Source organism: Streptococcus sp. FDAARGOS_256, assembly GCF_002289235.2.
Lineage (GTDB): Bacteria > Bacillota > Bacilli > Lactobacillales > Streptococcaceae > Streptococcus.
Genome location: NZ_NTGM02000001.1, coordinates 1,932,821 through 1,952,253 on the forward strand (window position 1 = coordinate 1,932,821; position 19,433 = coordinate 1,952,253).

Genomic DNA, 19,433 nt, shown 5'->3' on the forward strand with positions numbered 1-19,433 from the left:
TGTCATGAATACAAAAATGATGGAACAATTTGAGATTATGGATACTGATATGCTTGCGAAAGTTGAAGGAGGTTTCGGAGGTTGGGGAGATATGCTTTCTGGTTTATTGGGTGGACTAGCACCGTCTCCAACTTTGGATCAATTAAATGGTAAGTGGCCTATTAGACATCCTTCGAAACCATGTAGTCCTTATGGTATAGGGGGAACTCCAAACTCATGTAATGGTATTTAAAAAGGATTGAAGCTATGAAGGCAAAATATGGGAATCAAATTGTTGATGTTTGGGAAATTGGTCAAGCAACTCCTAAACCAAGTTGGGTAGAGGAAGCTTTTCAAAAAAATTATATGGTTTGGTTGGATAATCATGTGCGCATTCTTATGGCGGCTCTTAATACTTCTCTCACAACTAATATCAAGTTTGGTCTGGTTGGAACAGTTGGAGGAGGATTCGCTGGTTATGGTATATATGTTCTTGGTTACCCAGGTGATTATCTAGATATCACCAATCATAGAGTTGTTTCTGCTAAAACATTTCACAAAAGTTATCAAATTTTAGAAAATGATTAGATATCATTTAATTGTAATGGAGTTTAGGTATGGAAAAAATATTTGCTAAAAAACGCAACGTATTTCTAACGAGATTGTTTCTAGGTCAGTTGCCTTTGCTAATCTCTACTTATCTATTTCTCTCTCGTCAATTTTTAAATTTTTCCTTAGTCTACCAATTTATTTTAGTGGTTATCAACTTGACTTCTATTTTGGCTGTTGTTTATCTCACTAGGTAAATGAGAGTGAAAAAATTTGAAGATGATGGTTTGATAAGTCCTAGAGCCAATCAACTAATGTTCGTAGGATTGACATGTTTTATGACTATTATCTGTTTGTATAGAGGTATCACAGCAGTAGAATCCTATCAACAACTAATCGCCTATATTGGAGCTATTCTATGCTTTATTATCACGCTTCTGCTCGTTTGGGGGTTGAAGTATTATAAAAAGTAGAGCTTAATGAAGTATAAAGGGGTCAGTTTTTTTGAAATACTTACCCCTTTTATAATGAAGTTTTTGCAATTCAAGATGTTTCGATGACCATTCATGATTTGAGTAATCCAAGGTCAAAATGAGTGCTATACTAGCAGTGTAAAGGTTCTTGCTCAACTAAGATAAATCACACATTTAGGAGGAAATCTTATGAAGAAAAAAATACTTATCATTTTCATCTTGTATCTAATCATGTCCCTCTTTCTTTATCCGCTTAGGGAAAGTATTTGGTATCAGCTATTTTATACCATAGCTTATGTGATTGCAGTTATGATCTATTTTGCTTTAACTAAAAAGAAAGGAGCAAAGAAATGAAAACTTTTCTTGCTAAAAAACGGAACATCTTCCTTTCGTTTGGGGGTTGAAGTATTATAAAAAGTAGAGGTTAATGAAGTATAAAAGGGTAAGTGTTTTCGAAATGCTTACCTTTTTAATGAAGTTTTTGCAATTCAAGATGTTTTGATGACCATTTAAGATTTATATGAATTTGTAATCTTAAATAAGGTAAGATAAAGACAACAAATGTAAAGGAGTATTCTTATGAAGAAACAAAAGATAAAATCGCTATTACTTGTACCACTTGTATTTGCATCTATTACTACAGGTGCTGTATATGCAGAAGAACAGACTACTTCATCTATCCAGGCGAATGATAGTTCTCTTGTGGCACCAGATTTGCCATCGACTAAGGAAAAGGTGGAGAATAAACCTTCTATTGTAACCCCAGAAGAGTATGAGCAGAATGTTGCGGAATTTAAAAAGATAGATATTGAAGCCGTTCGTCAATCTTTTACCGGGGACCAATTGGAACATACTATATATTTTGGTAGAAAAACATGCTCTCATTGTCGTCAATTTTCTCCTGAATTGAAAGAATTTAATAACCTGATTGAAAAGAAGTTAGAGTATTATGATTTGGATGGTAAAGATTTTGACGGGGAAGCGAGAGAGTTTCTATTTAAAAAAGTCGGTATTCCAGGAACACCAACAATTTTGTATTTAAGAAATGGACATCCGATATCTGGATGGGTTGGTGGCGGAGCGACTGCACAACAGGTTTATGATTATATGTACTCGAGAAACTCACCTAAGCAAACGGAAACAATAGCATCGTCCGAGGAAACAGTAACTGAAAATGTGCATGATGAGAAAACCAGAAATGACAGCATGAGTACTAGTGATAAAGTTGTAAGTGAAAGCAAAGGTATGAGTGATGAAAAAAGAACCGAAATGAAAATATCCAATGATAATCCCAATTCTAATAGTGAAAATAGCGGGAAAGTGGAGAGTATAAACTCAACTTCCAAAGCTAAAACTACTCAATCTGGCGATTTAGCAATGTTAGACAATAAGAATCAATTGGAAACTCTCAAACCTATTTTTGATGCTGCTCAAGAAAATAAAACTCCTTTAACCGATGTTAAGGGAAGCCAATCTATTACTTCGAATGAAAAATTATTACCGAAAACAGGAGAGGAAGAAAGTTACCAACTGATTCGGCTAGCTGTCGCGTTTCTTATGACTTCTATAATGATTAAAGTGAAACAAAAAATTCATAAATAAAAATAGATGGTAAACAGGTGCAATGATATTATTTGTTTGTAATAACATATGGCTAGAATTTGCCTATAGACAAGAGTGAAAGGGCAAGCATGTTTTTAATGCTTGCTTTTTAAATTTTTTAACAATTCAAGACGTTTCGATGGCAATTCAAGATTTGGATGAAAAAATATAATATACAGTGATATACTAAACTTGTCAAAGTTGCAACAGGACAAAAAATTAAAAATAAAAAAAGGAGTATTTGTCATGAATACAAAAATGATGGAACAATTTGAGATTGTGGATACTGAAATGCTGGCTAGCATTGAGGGAGGAACTGATTGGGGAACAGTAGGAAAAGGAGCTGTCTATGGAGCAGGTATCGGAGTTGCTATGTGTACGGTAGGAGGACTCCTTACTGGTGGTTCCGCATGGGCTATGACTGCTGGCTGTGCTTGGGCTGGAGCTAAACTTGGTGGTGCTTTTACTGCAATTGCTGATAATATTTGGCCATAGAAGGGAGTAGAAATTATGTTTGATTACAAAATAGTAGACAATCAAGAATTAAGTAATATTTCTGGAGGTGGATTGGGAGGAGATGTAGTTGTAGGAGCCTTGTCGGGTGCATTTCAGGCAGGACAATCTTGTATCGCTGGAGGCCCTCAAGCTTACTTTATTTGCGCAACAGGGGGCGCTATAGTAGGTGGCATTATAGCTTTTGGATTGAGACCCCCAAAATAGTTTAAAAGAGGAATGGGTATTAATATGTTAAATGAAACTATGATTCAGCTTATACTCATTGCAATTTGTTGTGTGTACATTATTTTTAACACCAAGGCTGATAAAAACCCAAAGAGAGGATATCGTACGGCTTTGTACCTTTTCGTTATGGCTGGTATTATATCCTATATTATGAATTATCTGAATTGGTTAGATTTTTTCTTACTGATAACTCCGATAATGTGTCTTTTTAAATTTGAAGATAAATGGAGTTAGCAACATTTGACACTTCAATAGGTTATTAACTATCCTTTGGCTCATTGTCAACTGTAGTGAGTTGAAGAAAAGCTAAGATCGAGAAAGGACGAATTTCGTCCTTTCTTTTTTGAGTACGACGGGCATGTCGTGTATTTGATGTGTAAGTCCTCCGTGTGCACCCGCTACCGGTGAATTCAATAGCGATTCTCAAGCCTGACTATCGTGAGGTAGCGGGGAGAAGAAGGCATAGCGAAATCGTGGCTTAAAGAACAGGAATGTTATAGTAAGACACGTTTAGAGGATAAAGTGGCTTCACACTCTAAAGCACAAATAGGTATACTGATGGAAGAGTTAATCTATAGAGGATTACTTCAACACGCCTTTTTTAAACATTCGCGATTTGGCCTTGATTTGCACTTCCTCATTTTTCAAGCCTACCTAGTTTGTTAGATATTTCCGTCTTTGCAACATTTGGAATCATCCTTGCCGGTTTGACCCGCTATACCAAGAGCATTTATCCATCTTATGCGGTGCATGTTATCAATAATATTGTCGCGACATCACCATTTTTGCTGACTTTTTTACACAGGATATTTAGCTAAAAATAGTGGAGTAAAAATAATTATCGATTTTAAGAAGAGACTGGGACAAAAGTCTAATATTAAATATAAAAAGCGAACAAAATCAGTTATCTAACACTCAGAATTCTGTCTTGTTCGCTTTTTTGTCTAATCTATCGATTTTAAAAATTTATAATATAGAATTCCTAAAATCAAAATCTTTTTGTCCCAGTCTCTTCTTATTAGTTGATTGGGAAGATTGTGCTCTTTGAGTAATTCAAGATGTTTCGATGACAATTCAAGATTTGGATGAAAAAAATTAATAAACGATGATATACTAAACTTGTCAAAGTTGCAACAAGACAAAAATTAAAAATAAAAAGGAGTATTTGGCATGGATACAAGAATGATGGAACAATTTGAAATTATGGATACTGAGATACTTGATCATATAGAGGGTGGAGATGTATCTGATATTTATAGAGGGTATGCTTATCAGGGAAGTCCATTTGGTTCTTACCCTTCTATATTAAAAAATTCAGGTCCTTTTCCAGTAAGTGGGTCCTGCCCTCGTGGTTATCGTGACCTTGGTTATATAGGAGCAGGTTTTCATTTATGTGGAATATAGGCTAAAATATAAGAAATGAGGAAGAATTTCTATGAAAAAGTATCAGCTTCTATTCAAAACAAGTGCAATTTTATCCTACCTATTTTTCGTATTTGGCCTTTCTCAGCTAACGCTCATCGTTCAAAATTATTGGCAATTTTCTTCTCAGATAGGCAATTTATTCTGGATTCAAAATATCTTGAGTTTACTTTTTATTGGAGTCATGATTGTGGTTCTTGTTAAGACAGGCCATGGTTATCTCTTTCGCATTCCAAGAAAAAAATGGTTTTGGTATTCGATTTTGACAGTATTAGTGGTAGTGTTCCAGATCTCTTTTAACGTTCAGACAGCTAAACATGTTCAGTCAACTGCGGAAGGTTGGGCTGTATTGATTGGTTATAGTGGGACTAACTTTGCAGAGCTAGGTATTTATATAGCCCTGTTCTTTCTGGTTCCACTGATGGAAGAGTTAATCTATAGAGGATTACTGCAACACGCTTTCTTTAAGCATTCGCGATTTGGTCTTGATTTGCTTCTTCCTTCTATTTTATTTGCTCTCCCTCATTTTTCAAGCCTACCTAGTCTGTTAGATATCTTCGTCTTTGCAACAGTTGGAATCATCTTTGCTGGTTTGACCCGCTATACCAAGAGCATTTATCCATCCTATGCGGTGCATGTTATCAATAATATCGTAGCGACATTACCATTTTTGCTCACTTTTCTACATAGGGTCTTGGGGTGAAAAAACCAAAAGGTTTACTTTTCAGCCATAGAGGAGTTCATCATGTATAAACACTTATTTTTTCTAGATTCAAAAACTTTAGACTGGTTGACACCTTATATTCTAGTCTTGGCTTCTGATACCATTGCCTTTAATGTTTTTGTGTTAACCTTTGTATCTGCGGCGGTCTTTTCTTCCCTGAATCCCATGTTAGCTTTTATGGCTATATTCTTAGGAGCTGGTTATGTTATCGGATTTTGGTTACTAAAATGGTTTGTTTTGGAAAGACTAGAGCTAAAGGATGACTTGTAGGAAAGTTTGTTTGTTGAGGAGGATAGCTTTATGGCCATTTTCAATAAGTGTCATGCCTTGTTTTTTGGATTTTTAGTATTTGCAATCGTTGGTGCAGCGGGTTATTCCATTAATCAAGGGGATTATTTTCAACACCAGTACACATTCATTATTATAAAGAGTCTCTTGCTTTTCCTTAGTTTTGGCTATGCGAGATGGTTTGATATGATTTCTTTTGGGATTTTAAGTAAGAAACAACTCTTGCTGTTCATTGGAATCTTTCTTCTCACGGTGCTGGTAAATATAGGCTATTATGCTTTTTTCTCAGTTGCATCTGGTGCCTCGGCTCAACACCTTGAGGAAACGAGTAAAGGGCTTCCGCTTTCCTTTATTGTAAGTGTTATAGTTTTGGGACCAATCCAGGAGGAACTCATGTTCAGAGGACTTCTTCAGGGGGCTATATTTGAAAATTCTTGGTTAGGGCTTGTACTGACTTCCTCTCTCTTTTCTTTCATGCATGAACCTTATGATGTGCCTTCGTTTTTCTATTATCTACTTGGGAGCTTGTTGCTGGGCTTTGCTTACAAAAAGAGCCAAAATTTGTGGGTTTCTACTCTAGTCCACATGTCTTACAACAGTTTGCCACTTTTAACTTATTTCTAAAAATCATGAAAAGGTAAGCAGAAAGACGGTGCTTGCCTTCTTTAAGCTATAATGATAGCCTGAATCAATTGAGATGCTTTTCTTTGGGAATCGGGTGTGAAGCGGTTGACGAATAGACCAAAAACTAGTAGAATAGTAAGGAAACTTTATACGGAGGAAAGAAATGGACTTGGGTGATAATGAGCTAACGCTGACCCCTATACCTGGGAAGAGCGGCAAGGCTTATATGGGAAGCTACCCTGATGGGAAGCGCGTCTTTGTAAAAATGAACACCTCTCCAATCCTACCTGGCCTAGCCAGAGAACAAATCGCTCCTCAATTACTATGGACTCGTCGTTTGCCAGATGGCAGTGATATGTGTGCTCAGGAATGGTTGATGGGCAAAATATTGACCCCTTACGACATGAATCGCAAGCAGATTATCAATATCTTGAACCGCCTTCACCGCTCGCGTCCCTTGATGAAGCAGTTGAGCCGTTTGGGCTATACCATGGAAACACCAGTTGATTTGCTACGTTCTTGGCAGCAAGGAGTTCCAGAAATCTTGAAGCAGAACCACTATTTGAACAGTGTGATTGCTGAGCTAGGTAAGACGGTTCCAGGTTTTAGGGAAGACCATGCAACGATTGTGCACGGGGATCTTCGTCATAGTAATTGGATTGAAACAGAGAGTGGACTCGTTTATCTAGTGGATTGGGATTCGGTTCGTCTGACGGATCGTATGTTTGATGTGGCGCATTTGCTATGCCACTACATTCCGGATCATCAGTGGCGCCAATGGTTGAGAGACTACGGCTATAAGTACAATCAGACAGTGTTAGATAAATTGTATTGGTATGGTCAGTATTCTTATTTGAACCAGATTGCCAAATACTGTGAAAATCAAGATTTAGACAATGTAAACCGGGAGATTTATGCCTTGCGCGTCTTCCGTGACAAGTATGGAAAGAAGAGATGAGAGTTAGAAATCGTAAAGGGGCGACAGAATTACTAGAGGCCAATCCTCAGTATGTGGTCCTCAATCCCTTGGAAGCTAAAGGGAAATGGCGAGACTTGTTTGGAAATGATCATCCTATTCATGTAGAGGTTGGAAGTGGGAAAGGGGCCTTCGTATCAGGAATGGCCAAGCAAAATCCTGACATCAACTACATCGGGATTGACATTCAAAAGTCGGTATTGAGTTATGCCTTAGACAAGGTGCTTGAAGTTGGAGTGCCAAATATCAAATTGCTGTGGGTAGATGGTTCAGATCTGACTGACTACTTTGAAGACGGTGAGATTGACCGCCTCTATTTGAATTTTTCGGATCCTTGGCCCAAAAAGCGCCATGAAAAGCGTCGTTTGACTTACAAGAGTTTCTTGGATACCTTCAAGCGTATTTTGCCTGAGAATGGGGAAGTCCATTTCAAGACAGATAACCGTGGCTTGTTTGAGTACAGTCTAGTGAGCTTTTCTCAGTATGGCATGAAACTCAATGGTGTCTGGCTGGACTTGCATGCCAGTGATTTTGAAGGCAATGTCATGACAGAGTATGAGCAAAAATTCTCAAGCAAGGGTCAAGTGATCTACCGAGTTGAGGCAGAATTTTAAGAAATAGCTTGAAAACCAGCTGTTTGAGTGCTAATGCTTTACATAAATTGACAAACGTGCTATACTGATAGTAAGAATATAAGAAAGAGAGGCGGGGAGATATCTTCGCCTCTTGCTTATGAGGAGGTGGACGCAATCGCAACAATCGTAGAATTAGTCAGAGAAGTTGTAGAACCTGTCATCCAAGCACCTTTCGAGCTCGTGGATATCGAGTATGGAAAGATTGGCAGTGACATGATTCTCAGTATTTTTGTAGATAAACCTGAAGGAATTACCTTGAACGACACGGCGGACTTGACAGAAATTATCAGTCCTGTCCTAGACACCATCAAGCCAGATCCCTTCCCAGAACAATATTTCCTAGAAATCACCAGTCCAGGCTTGGAACGTCCTTTGAAAACTAAGGATGCCGTCGCTGGAGCGGTTGGGAAATACATCCATGTCGGGCTCTACCAAGCCATCGATAAGCAAAAGGTCTTTGAAGGAACCTTGTTGGCCTTCGAAGAGGATCAGTTGACCATGGAATATATGGACAAGACGCGTAAGAAAACCGTCCAAATTCCATACAGTTTAGTATCAAAAGCACGTTTAGCAGTAAAACTATAGAAAAGAAAGGATAGCTTTTGAGGATTCAAAAGTAAAAAGAACATGAGTAAAGAAATGCTAGAGGCCTTCCGCATTTTGGAAGAAGACAAGGGAATCAAAAAAGAAGACATCATCGACGCAGTAGTAGAGTCGCTTCGTTCCGCTTATCGCAGACGCTATGGTCAATCTGATAGCGTAGCTATCGACTTCAATGAAAAAACAGGAGACTTTACAGTTTATACTGTCCGTGAAGTTGTTGATGAAGTATTTGATAGCCGTTTGGAGATCAGCTTGAAGGATGCTCTTGCCATTAATTCAGCCTATGAGCTTGGTGACAAAATCAAGTTTGAAGAAGCACCAGCTGAGTTTGGTCGTGTAGCAGCCCAATCTGCCAAACAAACCATCATGGAAAAAATGCGCAAGCAAACACGTGCCATCACTTATAATACTTACAAAGAACATGAGCAAGAAATCATGTCTGGTACGGTAGAACGATTTGACAACCGCTTTATTTACGTCAACCTTGGCAGCATCGAAGCCCAATTATCAAAACAAGACCAAATTCCTGGAGAGGTGTTTGCTTCCCATGACCGTATCGAAGTCTACGTTTACAAGGTTGAAGACAACCCTCGTGGTGTCAATGTCTTTGTTAGCCGTAGCCATCCTGAAATGATCAAACGCTTGATGGAGCAAGAAATTCCAGAAGTTTACGATGGAACTGTTGAAATCATGAGCGTAGCCCGCGAAGCTGGTGACCGTACGAAAGTTGCCGTTCGTAGCCACAATCCAAACGTGGACGCTATTGGGACAATCGTTGGACGTGGTGGTGCCAACATCAAGAAAATCACCAGCAAATTCCACCCAGCTCGTTACGATGCCAAGAGTGACCGTATGATTCCTGTTGAAGAAAACATCGACGTTATCGAGTGGGTAGCAGATCCAGCTGAGTTTATCTACAATGCCATCGCTCCTGCTGAGGTTGACCAAGTTATCTTTGATGAAAATGACAGCAAACGTGCCTTAGTCGTTGTGCCTGATAACAAGCTTTCTCTTGCTATCGGTCGTCGTGGACAAAACGTTCGCTTGGCGGCTCATTTGACAGGTTACCGTATCGATATCAAGTCTGCTAGTGAGTTTGAAGCTATGGAAGAAGCAGGTCAAGTGGATTACGCAGTTGCGGACGAATTGACGGAAGAATAAAAGCTGCTAGAGGAGGGAAAGATGAAAACAAGAAAAATCCCTTTGCGCAAGTCTGTTGTATCCAATGAAGTGATTGATAAGCGAGATTTACTCCGCATTGTCAAGAACAAAGAAGGACAGGTTTTTATCGATCCGACAGGCAAGGCCAATGGCCGTGGCGCTTATATCAAGCTAGACAATGCAGAAGCCCTAGAGGCAAAAAAGAAGAAAGTCTTTAACCGCAGCTTTAACATGGAAGTGGAAGAAAGCTTTTATGACGAGTTGATCGCTTATGTGGATCACAAAGTGAAAAGAAGAGAGTTAGGACTTGAATAAGCAAAAGATAAGCAATCTCTTGGGACTTGCTCAACGAGCAGGCCGGATCATATCAGGTGAGGAATTGGTGGTCAAAGCCATCCAAGACCAGAAAGCCAAGCTAGTCTTTCTAGCACAGGATGCTGGTCCTAATCTGACCAAGAAGATTCAAGATAAAAGTGACTATTATCAAGTAGAAGTTATAACCGTGTTTTCAACACTGGAATTAAGCATAGCAGTCGGAAAATCGCGAAAGGTTTTGGCTGTGACAGATGCTGGATTTACAAAGAAAATGAGGTCTCTTATGGAATAGAAGAGGAGGACATGATTTGTCTAAGAAAAGATTGTACGAAATCGCAAAAGAACTTGGAAAAGAAAGTAAAGAAGTTGTAGCGCGTGCAAAAGAGTTGGGCTTGGATGTGAAAAGCCACTCATCGAGCGTGGAAGCTGCTGCTGCTGAGCAAATCGCAGCTAGCTTTAAACCTGCACCTGCTCCTAAGGCAGAAGCAAAACCTGCAGCACCAAAAGCAAGTGTAGAAAAGAAAGCTGAAAAGCCTGCATCATCTAAACCAGCTGCCGCAAAGGAAGAAAGCAAATCAGCTACACCTGCAGCTCCTAAGGAAGAAACAGTAGTGGCCGCAAGACCACAGAGTCGAAACTTCAAGGCGGAGCGTGAGGCGCGTGCCAAAGAGCAGGCAGAGCGACGCAAACAAAACAAGGGCAACAACCGTGACCAACAACAAAACGGCAACCGTCAGAAAAATGACGGCCGTAATGGTGGTAAACCTGGTCAAGGGAACCGCGACAATCGTCGATTTAACGACCAAGGGAAAAAACCACAAGGTCAAGGGAATCGTGGCAATGATCGCCGTCAGCAACAAGACTTCCAGCCAAAACAAGCTGGACCACGTGTTGACTTTAAAGCCCGTGCAGCAGCCCTAAAAGCAGAGCAAAATGCAGAGTACGCACGCTCAAGCGAGGAGCGCTTCAAACAATCGCAAGCTGCCAAAGAAGCCTTGGCTCAAGCTAACAAACGCAAGGAACCAGAGGAAATCTTTGAAGAAGCTGCTAAGCTAGCTGAACAAACGCAGCCAGCCGTAACAGTAGCTCCTGTAGCGAAAGAAGCGCCAGTGGATACACGTCGTAAAAAACAAGCTCGACCAGACAAAGAACGTGACGATTATGATCACGAAGAAGATGGTCCTAGAAAACAACAAAAGAATCGAAGTAGTCAGAATCAAGTGAGAAATCAAAGAAATAGTAACTGGAATAACAATAAGAAAAATAAAAAAGGGAACAAGCAAAACAACCGTAACCAGACTCCAAAACCTGTTACAGAGCGTAAGTTCCATGAATTGCCAACAGAATTTGAGTATACAGATGGTATGACTGTTGCGGAAATCGCAAAACGTATCAAACGTGAACCAGCTGAAATCGTTAAGAAACTCTTTATGATGGGTGTCATGGCTACACAAAACCAATCCTTGGATGGGGAAACCATTGAACTCCTCATGGTGGATTATGGTATTGAAGCCAAACAAAAGGTTGAAGTGGATAATGCCGACATCGAACGTTTCTTTGTCGAAGATGGCTATCTTAACGAAGATGAATTGGTTGAGCGTCCACCAGTTGTAACCATCATGGGACATGTTGACCATGGTAAAACAACCCTCTTGGATACCCTTCGTAACTCTCGTGTTGCGACAGGTGAAGCAGGTGGTATCACTCAGCATATCGGTGCCTACCAAATTGTGGAAAATGGCAAGAAGATCACCTTCCTTGATACACCAGGACACGCGGCCTTTACTTCTATGCGTGCGCGTGGTGCATCTGTTACCGATATTACCATCTTGGTCGTAGCGGCCGACGATGGGGTTATGCCTCAGACTATCGAAGCCATCAACCACTCAAAAGCGGCCAACGTTCCAATTATCGTGGCTATCAACAAGATTGATAAACCAGGTGCCAACCCAGAACGCGTTATCGGTGAATTGGCTGAGCATGGGGTTATGTCAACAGCTTGGGGTGGAGATTCTGAATTTGTTGAAATCTCAGCTAAATTCAACCAAAATATCGAAGAATTGTTGGAAACAGTCCTTCTTGTAGCTGAAATCCAAGAACTCAAGGCAGACCCAACAGTGCGTGCGATCGGTACAGTTATCGAAGCTCGTTTGGATAAAGGGAAAGGTGCGGTCGCAACCCTTCTTGTGCAACAAGGTACCTTGAATGTCCAAGACCCAATCGTTGTCGGAAATACCTTCGGTCGTGTCCGTGCCATGACCAATGATCTTGGTCGTCGTGTCAAGGTCGCAGGCCCATCAACGCCGGTTTCTATCACAGGTCTAAACGAAGCGCCAATGGCTGGTGACCACTTTGCCGTTTACGAAGATGAAAAATCTGCGCGTGCGGCCGGTGAAGAACGTGCAAAACGTGCCCTCATGAAACAACGCCAAGCTACCCAACGTGTCAGCCTTGAAAACCTCTTTGATACGCTTAAAGCTGGTGAGCTTAAGTCTGTTAACGTTATCATCAAGGCCGACGTACAAGGTTCTGTTGAAGCCCTTTCTGCCTCACTTCAAAAAATTGATGTGGAAGGTGTGAAGGTTACTATCGTTCACTCAGCAGTCGGTGCTATCAATGAGTCTGACGTGACTCTTGCCGAAGCTTCCAATGCCTTTATCGTTGGTTTCAACGTACGCCCTACACCACAAGCGCGTCAACAAGCTGAAGCTGACGATGTAGAAATCCGTCTCCACAGCATTATCTATAAGGTTATCGAAGAGATGGAAGAAGCCATGAAAGGGATGCTTGATCCTGAATTCGAAGAAAAAGTTATCGGTGAAGCAGTTATCCGTGAAACCTTTAAGGTATCTAAAGTCGGAACTATCGGTGGATTCATGGTTATCAACGGTAAGGTTACCCGTGATTCTAAAGTCCGTGTTATCCGTGACGGTGTCGTAATCTATGATGGCGAACTCGCAAGCTTGAAACACTACAAAGACGACGTCAAAGAAGTTACAAACGGTCGTGAAGGTGGATTGATGATTGATGGCTACAATGATATCAAGACTGATGATGTGATTGAGGCTTATATCATGGAAGAAATCAAACGATAATAGAGAAACGATAGCCGATTTGACTCGTTGTCAACAGCGCCTTGATGAACTTTAGTTCTATCAAAGGCTTGTTTCCTAGATTCAAATGGCTCTAGTTCCTCTATCTATTAAAAATAGCTAGGTCTGCTGGCCTAGCTTTTGGTTCAAAGTAGAGAAAGGAATATCATGGCAAATCATTTCCGTACGGATCGTGTGGGCATGGAAATCAAGCGTGAAGTCAATGAGATTTTGCAAAAGAAGGTCCGTGATCCGCGTGTCCAAGGTGTGACCATTACAGATGTTCAGATGCTGGGTGACTTGTCTGTTGCCAAGGTTTACTACACCATTTTGAGTAATCTTGCTTCGGATAATCAAAAAGCTCAAATCGGGCTTGAGAAAGCAACTGGTACCATCAAACGTGAACTTGGTCGCAATTTGAAATTGTACAAAATCCCAGATTTGAGCTTCGTCAAAGACGAATCCATTGAATATGGAAACAAGATTGACGCAATGCTACGCAATCTGGATAAGAACTAATACTCTTCGAAAATCAAATTCAAACCATGTCAGCGTCGCCTTTCCGTACTCAAGTACAGCCTGCGGCTAGCTTCCTAGTTTGCTCTTTGATTTTCATTGAGTATAAGAAAGAGGGGATTCCCCTCTTTTTTCTTGTCGGAGTAGTTTGTTTGCTAATCATCGATATATTGCCCTTGTAAAACGCAGTTTAAAAAATTTGTAAATTTCAAATAGTATGATATGATAAAGCTTGATATAAATGAAAAACGGAGAGATATATGGCTAAACAAGATATAGCTATGCAAGTACTACAACAAGTGGTGAAACTACCCGTAGTCAAAGTTGATCGAGAGAAATTTTTAGTAGAAAAGTTTTCCAAGGAATTAGATCGCAAGGATATTGCAACCTTATTAGAACAAGGGCCAACTTCTTTGTTACCTCAGGAAAGCTTGGACCGAGTGGCAAAGGCCTGTATTAAGGACAATGTCCTGTTAGCCAGTGGAACTTCGGTTTTGGCAGGTTTACCTGGAGGCCTTGTCATGGCGATTACTATTCCGACAGATGTAGCCCAGTTTTACGCTTTCTCGTTAAAGCTAGCTCAGGAACTAGGGTATATTTACGGATTTGATGATCTCTGGGCATCGCGCAATGAGTTAAGCGAGGAAGCTAAAAACACACTCCTACTGTATCTCGGTGTGATGCTGGGAGTAAATGGCGCAGGTGCCCTGCTTCGATCAGGCGGTGTGACAGTAGCCAAGCAAGTCATAAAAGTAGTGAACAAGAAAGCCTTGACAAAAACTCTTTGGTATCCAATTTTAGAAAAAGTTTTGAAAATTTTTGGTGTCAATCTGACAAAAGGAGGCCTAGCTAAAGGGATGGGGAAAGTGATTCCTATCCTAGGTGGAGTCATTTCTGGTGGCTTAACCTTTGCGACCATGAAACCGATGGGAGAAAGATTGCAACAGGAATTGTCCAAGCTAGTCAACTACAATGAAGTGCAATATCAAAGAGACGTTGATACTATCCGAAAAGAGGTCGAAATCATCGAAGGAGAGTAATATGGGATTCATTAAAATTCTGACCAAGACTTACGGGAATTACTTTTTTGTGATGCAAAGCATCAAAGTCCTGAAGAACATGAAAAGAGATGACAATGCTCTAGTAGGTTTCGGGAAAGTACTGCTTGCTGACAAGCTGATGGATGTAGCCCAGTGGCTCGCAAAACCAGATGATAAGGAATAACTTGAAATGAAAGAAACTAGCAGGAACTCTTCTGCTAGTTTTTTAATCTCTTTCCATATGGTATAATATAAGCAGTAAAATCATTTTATACTCTTCGAAAATCTCTTCAAACCACGTCAGCTTCACCTTGCCGTAGGTATGGTTACTGACTTCGTCAGTTCTATCCACAACCTCAAAACACTGTTTTGAGCAACCTGCGGCTAGCTTCCTAGTTTGCTCTTTGATTTTCATTGAGTATTAGAACATACATGGAGGTCGTCATGGACAATATCATCGATGTGTCAATTCCCGTTGCAGAAGTGGTAGACAAGCACCCGGAAGTCTTGGAAATCCTAGTAGAGCTCGGTTTTAAACCACTTGCTAATCCCTTGATGCGCAACACTGTTGGGCGCAAAGTATCGCTTAAGCAGGGTTCTAAACTCGAAGGAACTCCTATGGACAAGATTGTCCGCACGCTAGAAGCAAACGGCTATGAAGTGATTGGATTAGACTAATGGCAGATGAACGGATTCATATCCTACGGGATATTTTGCTAGAATTGCACAATGGTGCCTCTCCTGAGTCGGTTCAGGAGCGTTTTGATGCGACTTTTACAGGTGTTTCAGCTATCGAGATTTCCCTCATGGAGCACGAGCTGATGAACTCAGACTCAGGAGTCACCTTTGAAGATGTCATGGAACTCTGTGATGTCCATGCTAATCTTTTTAAAAATGCAGTTAAGGGTGTCGAAGTAGAGGATACCGAGCATCCTGGCCACCCCGTTCGCGTCTTCAAGGATGAAAATCTAGCTCTCCGTGCAGCTTTGATTCGCATTCGGAGACTGTTGGATACCTATGAGTCTATGGAAGATGAGGAAATGCTGGCAGAGATGCGCAAGGGCTTGGTACGTCAAATGGGGCTGTTGGGGCAATTTGACATCCATTATCAGCGCAAGGAAGAGCTCTTTTTTCCCATCATGGAGCGCTATGGTCACGATTCACCTCCTAAAGTCATGTGGGGAGTGGACGATCAGATCAGAGAACTCTTTCAGACAGCTCTAGCGACGGCTAAGGCACTACCAGAAGTGGCGATTTCCACTGTAAAGGAGGCCTTTGAAGCTTTTGCGACAGAGTTTGAAAGTATGATTTTCAAGGAAGAGTCCATCCTCCTCATGATTCTCCTTGAGTCTTTCACCCAGGATGACTGGATTCAGATTGCGGAGGAGAGCAATGCCTACGGCTATGCCATCATTCGTCCGTCCGAGAAATGGGTGCCAGAACGACAGAGTTTCGTTGAGGAAAAGAGTGCAGAGGAGCCCGTGCAGCTGGACACGGCTGAAGGTCAAGTTCAGCAAGTTATCGATACACCAGAAGGCCAGTTCACCATTACCTTTACCCCTAAGGAAAAGGAAGCAGTGCTGGACCGTCATAGTCAACAGGCTTTTGGCAATGGTTATCTCTCCGTCGAGCAGGCCAATCTCATCCTCAATCACCTCCCTATGGAGATCACTTTTGTCAATAAAGACGATATTTTTCAGTATTACAATGACAATACGCCAGCTGATGAGATGATTTTCAAACGGACGCCGTCCCAAGTCGGGCGCAATGTAGAACTCTGCCATCCGCCCAAATATCTAGAAAAGGTGAAGGCCGTTATGCAAGGTCTTCGTGAAGGGGTCAAGGACAAGTATGAAATGTGGTTCAAGTCAGATTCGCGAGGCAAGTTTGTCCACATTACCTATGCTGCGGTACACGATGAAAACGGGGAATTCCAAGGCGTGTTGGAGTATGTTCAGGATATCCAGCCCTACCGAGAGATTGATACGGACTTCTTCCGTGGATTAGAATAAGGAGAATCAATGAGTTACGAACAGGAATTTATGAAGGAATTTGAAGCTTGGGTCAATACCCAGATCATGATCAACGACATGGCGCACAAGGAAAGTCAAAAGGTCTACGAAGAAGACCAAGACGAACGTGCCAAAGATGCCATGATTCGCTACGAAAGTCGCTTGGATGCCTACCAGTTCTTGCTTGGTAAGTTCGAAAATTTCAAGGCAGGCAAGGGATTCCATGATTTGCCAGAAGGATTGTTTGGTGAGCGAAACTATTAAAATACAGATACTTTCTTGATTTTTTCCCAAAATCTTGATAGAATATCTTTATTAAATCCTTGTCAGAGCAGGGATTTTTTATTGAAAGGATTTTATCATGTCAAAGAAACTCCAACGTAAAAAACAATTGCGAAATAGCCTTCGTCGCTCAGGTGCCTTTTCAAGTACGGTGACCAAAGTTGTCGAAGAGACCAAAAAAGTCGTGAAACACGCAGAAAAATCTGCCAGCGAAGCAGGAAAAGTTGTCTCTAAAAAAGTGGAACAAGCAGTAGAAGCGACCAAGGAACAAGCTCAAAAAGTAGCCAATTCAGTAGAAGATTTCGCAGCTACTTTGGGTGGCCTCTCAGTAGATCGTGCTAAGACTTTCTATGATGAGGGGATCAAGTCGGCTGCTGACTTTAAAAACTGGACTGAAAAAGAACTCCTTGCTTTGAAAGGAATTGGCCCAGCTACCATTAAGAAATTAAAAGAGCACGGAATCAGCTTCAAGTAATCTTTCTTGCCCCTTGCATTTCCGAGAAAAACTTGCTACAATAGAGCCATTAGAGGTGTTTTGAATCCCACATTTTACAGAAAGTGGCGGTGCTGAGAAGTCCACAAATGTGTCAAAACTAGTTGCTAATGACTGAAAATGAAATAAAAATGTCTTTTTGTTTTAAAGACGAGAGTTGCGGGCTTTGCCCGAAATTGGGTGGTACCGCGGATAAGCACATTCGTCCCTGTCATGGATATGGCAGGGACGATTTTTTGTAGAAAGCGAGGTAGAAGGATGACAAGAGCAGAGTTGCCAGAAAGAATCGAAACAGAACGTCTCGTTTTACGAGTCCGAACAGTGGCTGATGCCGAGGATATCCATGCCTACGCCAGTCTCCCAGAGGTCGCCTATCCAGCAGCATTTCACCCCGTCAAGAGCTTGGAAGATGAGATTTATTATCTGGAGCATATTCTGCCCGAGCGTAATGAAAAGAACAATCTCCCAGCGGGCTATGGAATTGTCGTTAAAGGAACCGATAAGGTCATCGGCTCTGTTGATTTCCCTCGTCGTCACGAGGATGATGTCTTGGAGATTGGCTATATCTTACATCCAGACCATTGGGGTCTAGGTTATGTTCCAGAAGCAGCGCGTGCCTTGATTGACCTAGCTTTTAAAGAACTGGGTCTTCATAAGATTGAGATGACTTGCTTTGGCTACAATGCCCAAAGTCAACGAGTCGCGGAAAAATTAGGCTTTACCCTCGAAGCTCGCATAAGAGAACGCAAAGATGCCCAAGGCAATCGTTGTGACAGTTTGATATATGGCTTGCTGAGGAGTGAGTGGGAAGCTAGAAGTTGATAGTTGAACTGTTCGAGAAAATCGAACAGTTGGGATGTATTGAAGAATTTCGAAAGCGAGGTGAGAGGATTGGAAACAAGCCAGATTATTACTCTAATTAGTGGAGCAGGAATAGGGGCTATCTTGAGTGCGATTTTAGTGTTTGTTAATAATAGTAAAAGAAATCAACTTGATTATATTACTAAAGAACGCTCTGAATGGAGAAAAAACATAAAGTTGATAATTGTTGATTTGCTAAATGGAGAAAATAGGGAATCTGCAGTAAATAGTCTTAGAACACAAATCAATCCATACGGCTATTGTAGAAATATTAAATATACTAATGAGTATTACATGAAAGATGGACATATTTGGGACCTTTTAAATGATTTTGATTACTCAGAAGAAAAATCGCAAATACTCAGTCAGTATTTAAGGTTACTCTTGAAATATGATTGGGAACGTTCAAAAAATGAGGTTAGAATTAATAATAATTTCTTATGGAATTTTTTAAGATGGGGATTGATAATTCTAAACTTAATAATGTTATTTTGGGCGGGAAATGTGAATAATGAAGTAAATATGTATTTATCATTATTTTCAGTTATTCTTTTATTTTTACAACCGCACCTAATAGAATTTCTATCTAAACTCAATTTTGATTCGCCTAAAGAAAAAACTATTTTAATGTTAACCTTTTTAGTAGGATTTGTATCACCTTATCTTTATTCACTTTATTTAACATTTATTTTATTAAATTTTTATAATCTATTTAAATTGAATTTTCTGGTAAATATCTTCCCGTTAATTTTGATGTTAATTATAATTTCTTCCGAACTTTTGCTTATTTATCAAATTTTTAATATAGACTATAAATATATTTCTCAAATAAAAAAGATAGAAAAAAATAGGACTGATTTAGAGTTAAAATATTACGAAATTTATAATTTAAACTCTAGATTGAAACAAAAATCATGGGATATAAAGTATAATATAACAAAAGAAGATGTTAATAAACTAAAAAAAGAACAGATAAAATTACGCAAGAAAATAAATAAGAAACTAAACAAGAAATTAAAAAGAAACTAATTATTAAGGAGAACAC

25 protein-coding genes and 2 pseudogenes are annotated in these 19,433 nt (G+C 40.3%); all 27 read left to right on the plus strand.

The window, feature by feature from the left end:
• Positions 1-4: 4 nt before the first annotated feature.
• A complete protein-coding gene (locus A6J84_RS09620; protein WP_070800393.1) occupies positions 5-232 on the plus strand; it encodes a bacteriocin class II family protein in 228 nt (75 codons plus the stop codon).
• A 14-nt stretch (positions 233-246) separates the two neighbouring features.
• Positions 247-567, plus strand: coding sequence for a role in replication (locus A6J84_RS09625; RefSeq protein WP_095726456.1), 321 nt, complete (start codon positions 247-249; stop codon positions 565-567).
• Positions 568-596: 29 nt separating this feature from the next.
• A pseudogene (locus A6J84_RS10340) lies at positions 597-1,001 on the plus strand (immunity protein).
• 579 nt (positions 1,002-1,580) lie between these two features.
• Entirely contained in the window at positions 1,581-2,603 is a 1,023-nt protein-coding gene (locus A6J84_RS09645; RefSeq protein ID WP_095726459.1) for a thioredoxin domain-containing protein, read from the plus strand.
• Positions 2,604-2,849: 246 nt separating this feature from the next.
• Positions 2,850-3,098: a Blp family class II bacteriocin gene (locus tag A6J84_RS09650; protein ID WP_095726460.1), complete on the plus strand. Its 249-nt coding sequence runs from the start codon at positions 2,850-2,852 to the stop codon at positions 3,096-3,098.
• 15 nt (positions 3,099-3,113) lie between these two features.
• Positions 3,114-3,323, plus strand: coding sequence for a Blp family class II bacteriocin (locus A6J84_RS09655; RefSeq protein WP_095726461.1), 210 nt, complete (start codon positions 3,114-3,116; stop codon positions 3,321-3,323).
• 576 nt (positions 3,324-3,899) lie between these two features.
• Positions 3,900-4,162 (plus strand): annotated as a pseudogene (locus A6J84_RS09665) (lysostaphin resistance A-like protein); the annotation flags it as partial.
• Positions 4,163-4,514: 352 nt separating this feature from the next.
• The gene (locus tag A6J84_RS09675; protein ID WP_070800397.1) at positions 4,515-4,748 is read left to right on the plus strand and encodes a ComC/BlpC family leader-containing pheromone/bacteriocin; all 234 of its coding nucleotides are present in this window, start codon (positions 4,515-4,517) and stop codon (positions 4,746-4,748) included.
• A gap of 31 nt (positions 4,749-4,779) precedes the next feature.
• Positions 4,780-5,469, plus strand: a complete 690-nt coding sequence (locus tag A6J84_RS09680) for a CPBP family intramembrane glutamic endopeptidase (protein WP_070800398.1) — start codon at positions 4,780-4,782, stop codon at positions 5,467-5,469.
• Positions 5,470-5,511: 42 nt separating this feature from the next.
• A complete protein-coding gene (gene blpZ / locus A6J84_RS09685) occupies positions 5,512-5,760 on the plus strand; it encodes an immunity protein BlpZ (protein ID WP_061454541.1) in 249 nt (82 codons plus the stop codon).
• A 30-nt stretch (positions 5,761-5,790) separates the two neighbouring features.
• Positions 5,791-6,402 carry a CPBP family intramembrane glutamic endopeptidase gene (locus A6J84_RS09690; RefSeq protein WP_070800399.1) on the plus strand — a complete coding sequence of 204 codons (612 nt, stop codon included), beginning with the start codon at positions 5,791-5,793 and terminating at the stop codon, positions 6,400-6,402.
• Positions 6,403-6,565: 163 nt separating this feature from the next.
• Positions 6,566-7,360 (plus strand): cell cycle regulator CcrZ, encoded by a 795-nt coding sequence (gene ccrZ / locus A6J84_RS09695; RefSeq protein WP_070800400.1) that lies wholly within the window; start codon positions 6,566-6,568, stop codon positions 7,358-7,360.
• On the plus strand, positions 7,357-7,992 hold the full coding sequence (gene trmB / locus A6J84_RS09700; protein ID WP_095726462.1) for a tRNA (guanosine(46)-N7)-methyltransferase TrmB: 636 nt from the start codon (positions 7,357-7,359) through the stop codon (positions 7,990-7,992). Before ccrZ ends, trmB begins: the two co-directional genes overlap by 4 nt.
• Before the next feature lie 126 nt (positions 7,993-8,118).
• Positions 8,119-8,598: a ribosome maturation factor RimP gene (gene rimP, locus A6J84_RS09705; RefSeq protein ID WP_095726463.1), complete on the plus strand. Its 480-nt coding sequence runs from the start codon at positions 8,119-8,121 to the stop codon at positions 8,596-8,598.
• Positions 8,599-8,640: 42 nt separating this feature from the next.
• Entirely contained in the window at positions 8,641-9,777 is a 1,137-nt protein-coding gene (nusA, locus tag A6J84_RS09710; protein WP_000032281.1) for a transcription termination factor NusA, read from the plus strand.
• A 21-nt stretch (positions 9,778-9,798) separates the two neighbouring features.
• On the plus strand, positions 9,799-10,092 hold the full coding sequence (gene rnpM / locus A6J84_RS09715; RefSeq protein WP_000857560.1) for an RNase P modulator RnpM: 294 nt from the start codon (positions 9,799-9,801) through the stop codon (positions 10,090-10,092).
• Positions 10,085-10,384 carry a YlxQ-related RNA-binding protein gene (locus A6J84_RS09720; RefSeq protein WP_001041399.1) on the plus strand — a complete coding sequence of 100 codons (300 nt, stop codon included), beginning with the start codon at positions 10,085-10,087 and terminating at the stop codon, positions 10,382-10,384. The genes rnpM and A6J84_RS09720 overlap by 8 nt, the downstream gene beginning before the upstream one ends.
• 16 nt (positions 10,385-10,400) lie before the next feature.
• Positions 10,401-13,187, plus strand: coding sequence for a translation initiation factor IF-2 (infB, locus tag A6J84_RS09725; RefSeq protein WP_095726464.1), 2,787 nt, complete (start codon positions 10,401-10,403; stop codon positions 13,185-13,187).
• Positions 13,188-13,352: 165 nt separating this feature from the next.
• Positions 13,353-13,703 carry a 30S ribosome-binding factor RbfA gene (gene rbfA / locus A6J84_RS09730; RefSeq protein WP_095726465.1) on the plus strand — a complete coding sequence of 117 codons (351 nt, stop codon included), beginning with the start codon at positions 13,353-13,355 and terminating at the stop codon, positions 13,701-13,703.
• 257 nt (positions 13,704-13,960) lie between these two features.
• Positions 13,961-14,740 carry a hypothetical protein gene (locus A6J84_RS09740; protein ID WP_001118422.1) on the plus strand — a complete coding sequence of 260 codons (780 nt, stop codon included), beginning with the start codon at positions 13,961-13,963 and terminating at the stop codon, positions 14,738-14,740.
• A gap of 1 nt (position 14,741) precedes the next feature.
• A complete protein-coding gene (locus A6J84_RS09745; RefSeq protein WP_049479740.1) occupies positions 14,742-14,924 on the plus strand; it encodes a hypothetical protein in 183 nt (60 codons plus the stop codon).
• 260 nt (positions 14,925-15,184) lie between these two features.
• A complete protein-coding gene (locus A6J84_RS09755) occupies positions 15,185-15,418 on the plus strand; it encodes a DUF1858 domain-containing protein (RefSeq protein ID WP_000368739.1) in 234 nt (77 codons plus the stop codon).
• A complete protein-coding gene (locus tag A6J84_RS09760; RefSeq protein ID WP_049478918.1) occupies positions 15,418-16,752 on the plus strand; it encodes a DUF438 domain-containing protein in 1,335 nt (444 codons plus the stop codon). Before A6J84_RS09755 ends, A6J84_RS09760 begins: the two co-directional genes overlap by 1 nt.
• Before the next feature lie 9 nt (positions 16,753-16,761).
• Positions 16,762-17,016 carry a DUF1912 family protein gene (locus A6J84_RS09765; protein ID WP_000119707.1) on the plus strand — a complete coding sequence of 85 codons (255 nt, stop codon included), beginning with the start codon at positions 16,762-16,764 and terminating at the stop codon, positions 17,014-17,016.
• A 97-nt stretch (positions 17,017-17,113) separates the two neighbouring features.
• Positions 17,114-17,509: a helix-hairpin-helix domain-containing protein gene (locus tag A6J84_RS09770; RefSeq protein ID WP_000038699.1), complete on the plus strand. Its 396-nt coding sequence runs from the start codon at positions 17,114-17,116 to the stop codon at positions 17,507-17,509.
• A 276-nt stretch (positions 17,510-17,785) separates the two neighbouring features.
• On the plus strand, positions 17,786-18,349 hold the full coding sequence (locus A6J84_RS09775; protein ID WP_000196169.1) for a GNAT family N-acetyltransferase: 564 nt from the start codon (positions 17,786-17,788) through the stop codon (positions 18,347-18,349).
• A gap of 3 nt (positions 18,350-18,352) precedes the next feature.
• Entirely contained in the window at positions 18,353-19,417 is a 1,065-nt protein-coding gene (locus tag A6J84_RS09780; protein ID WP_000995845.1) for a hypothetical protein, read from the plus strand.
• The last annotated feature ends 16 nt before the right edge of the window (positions 19,418-19,433 follow it).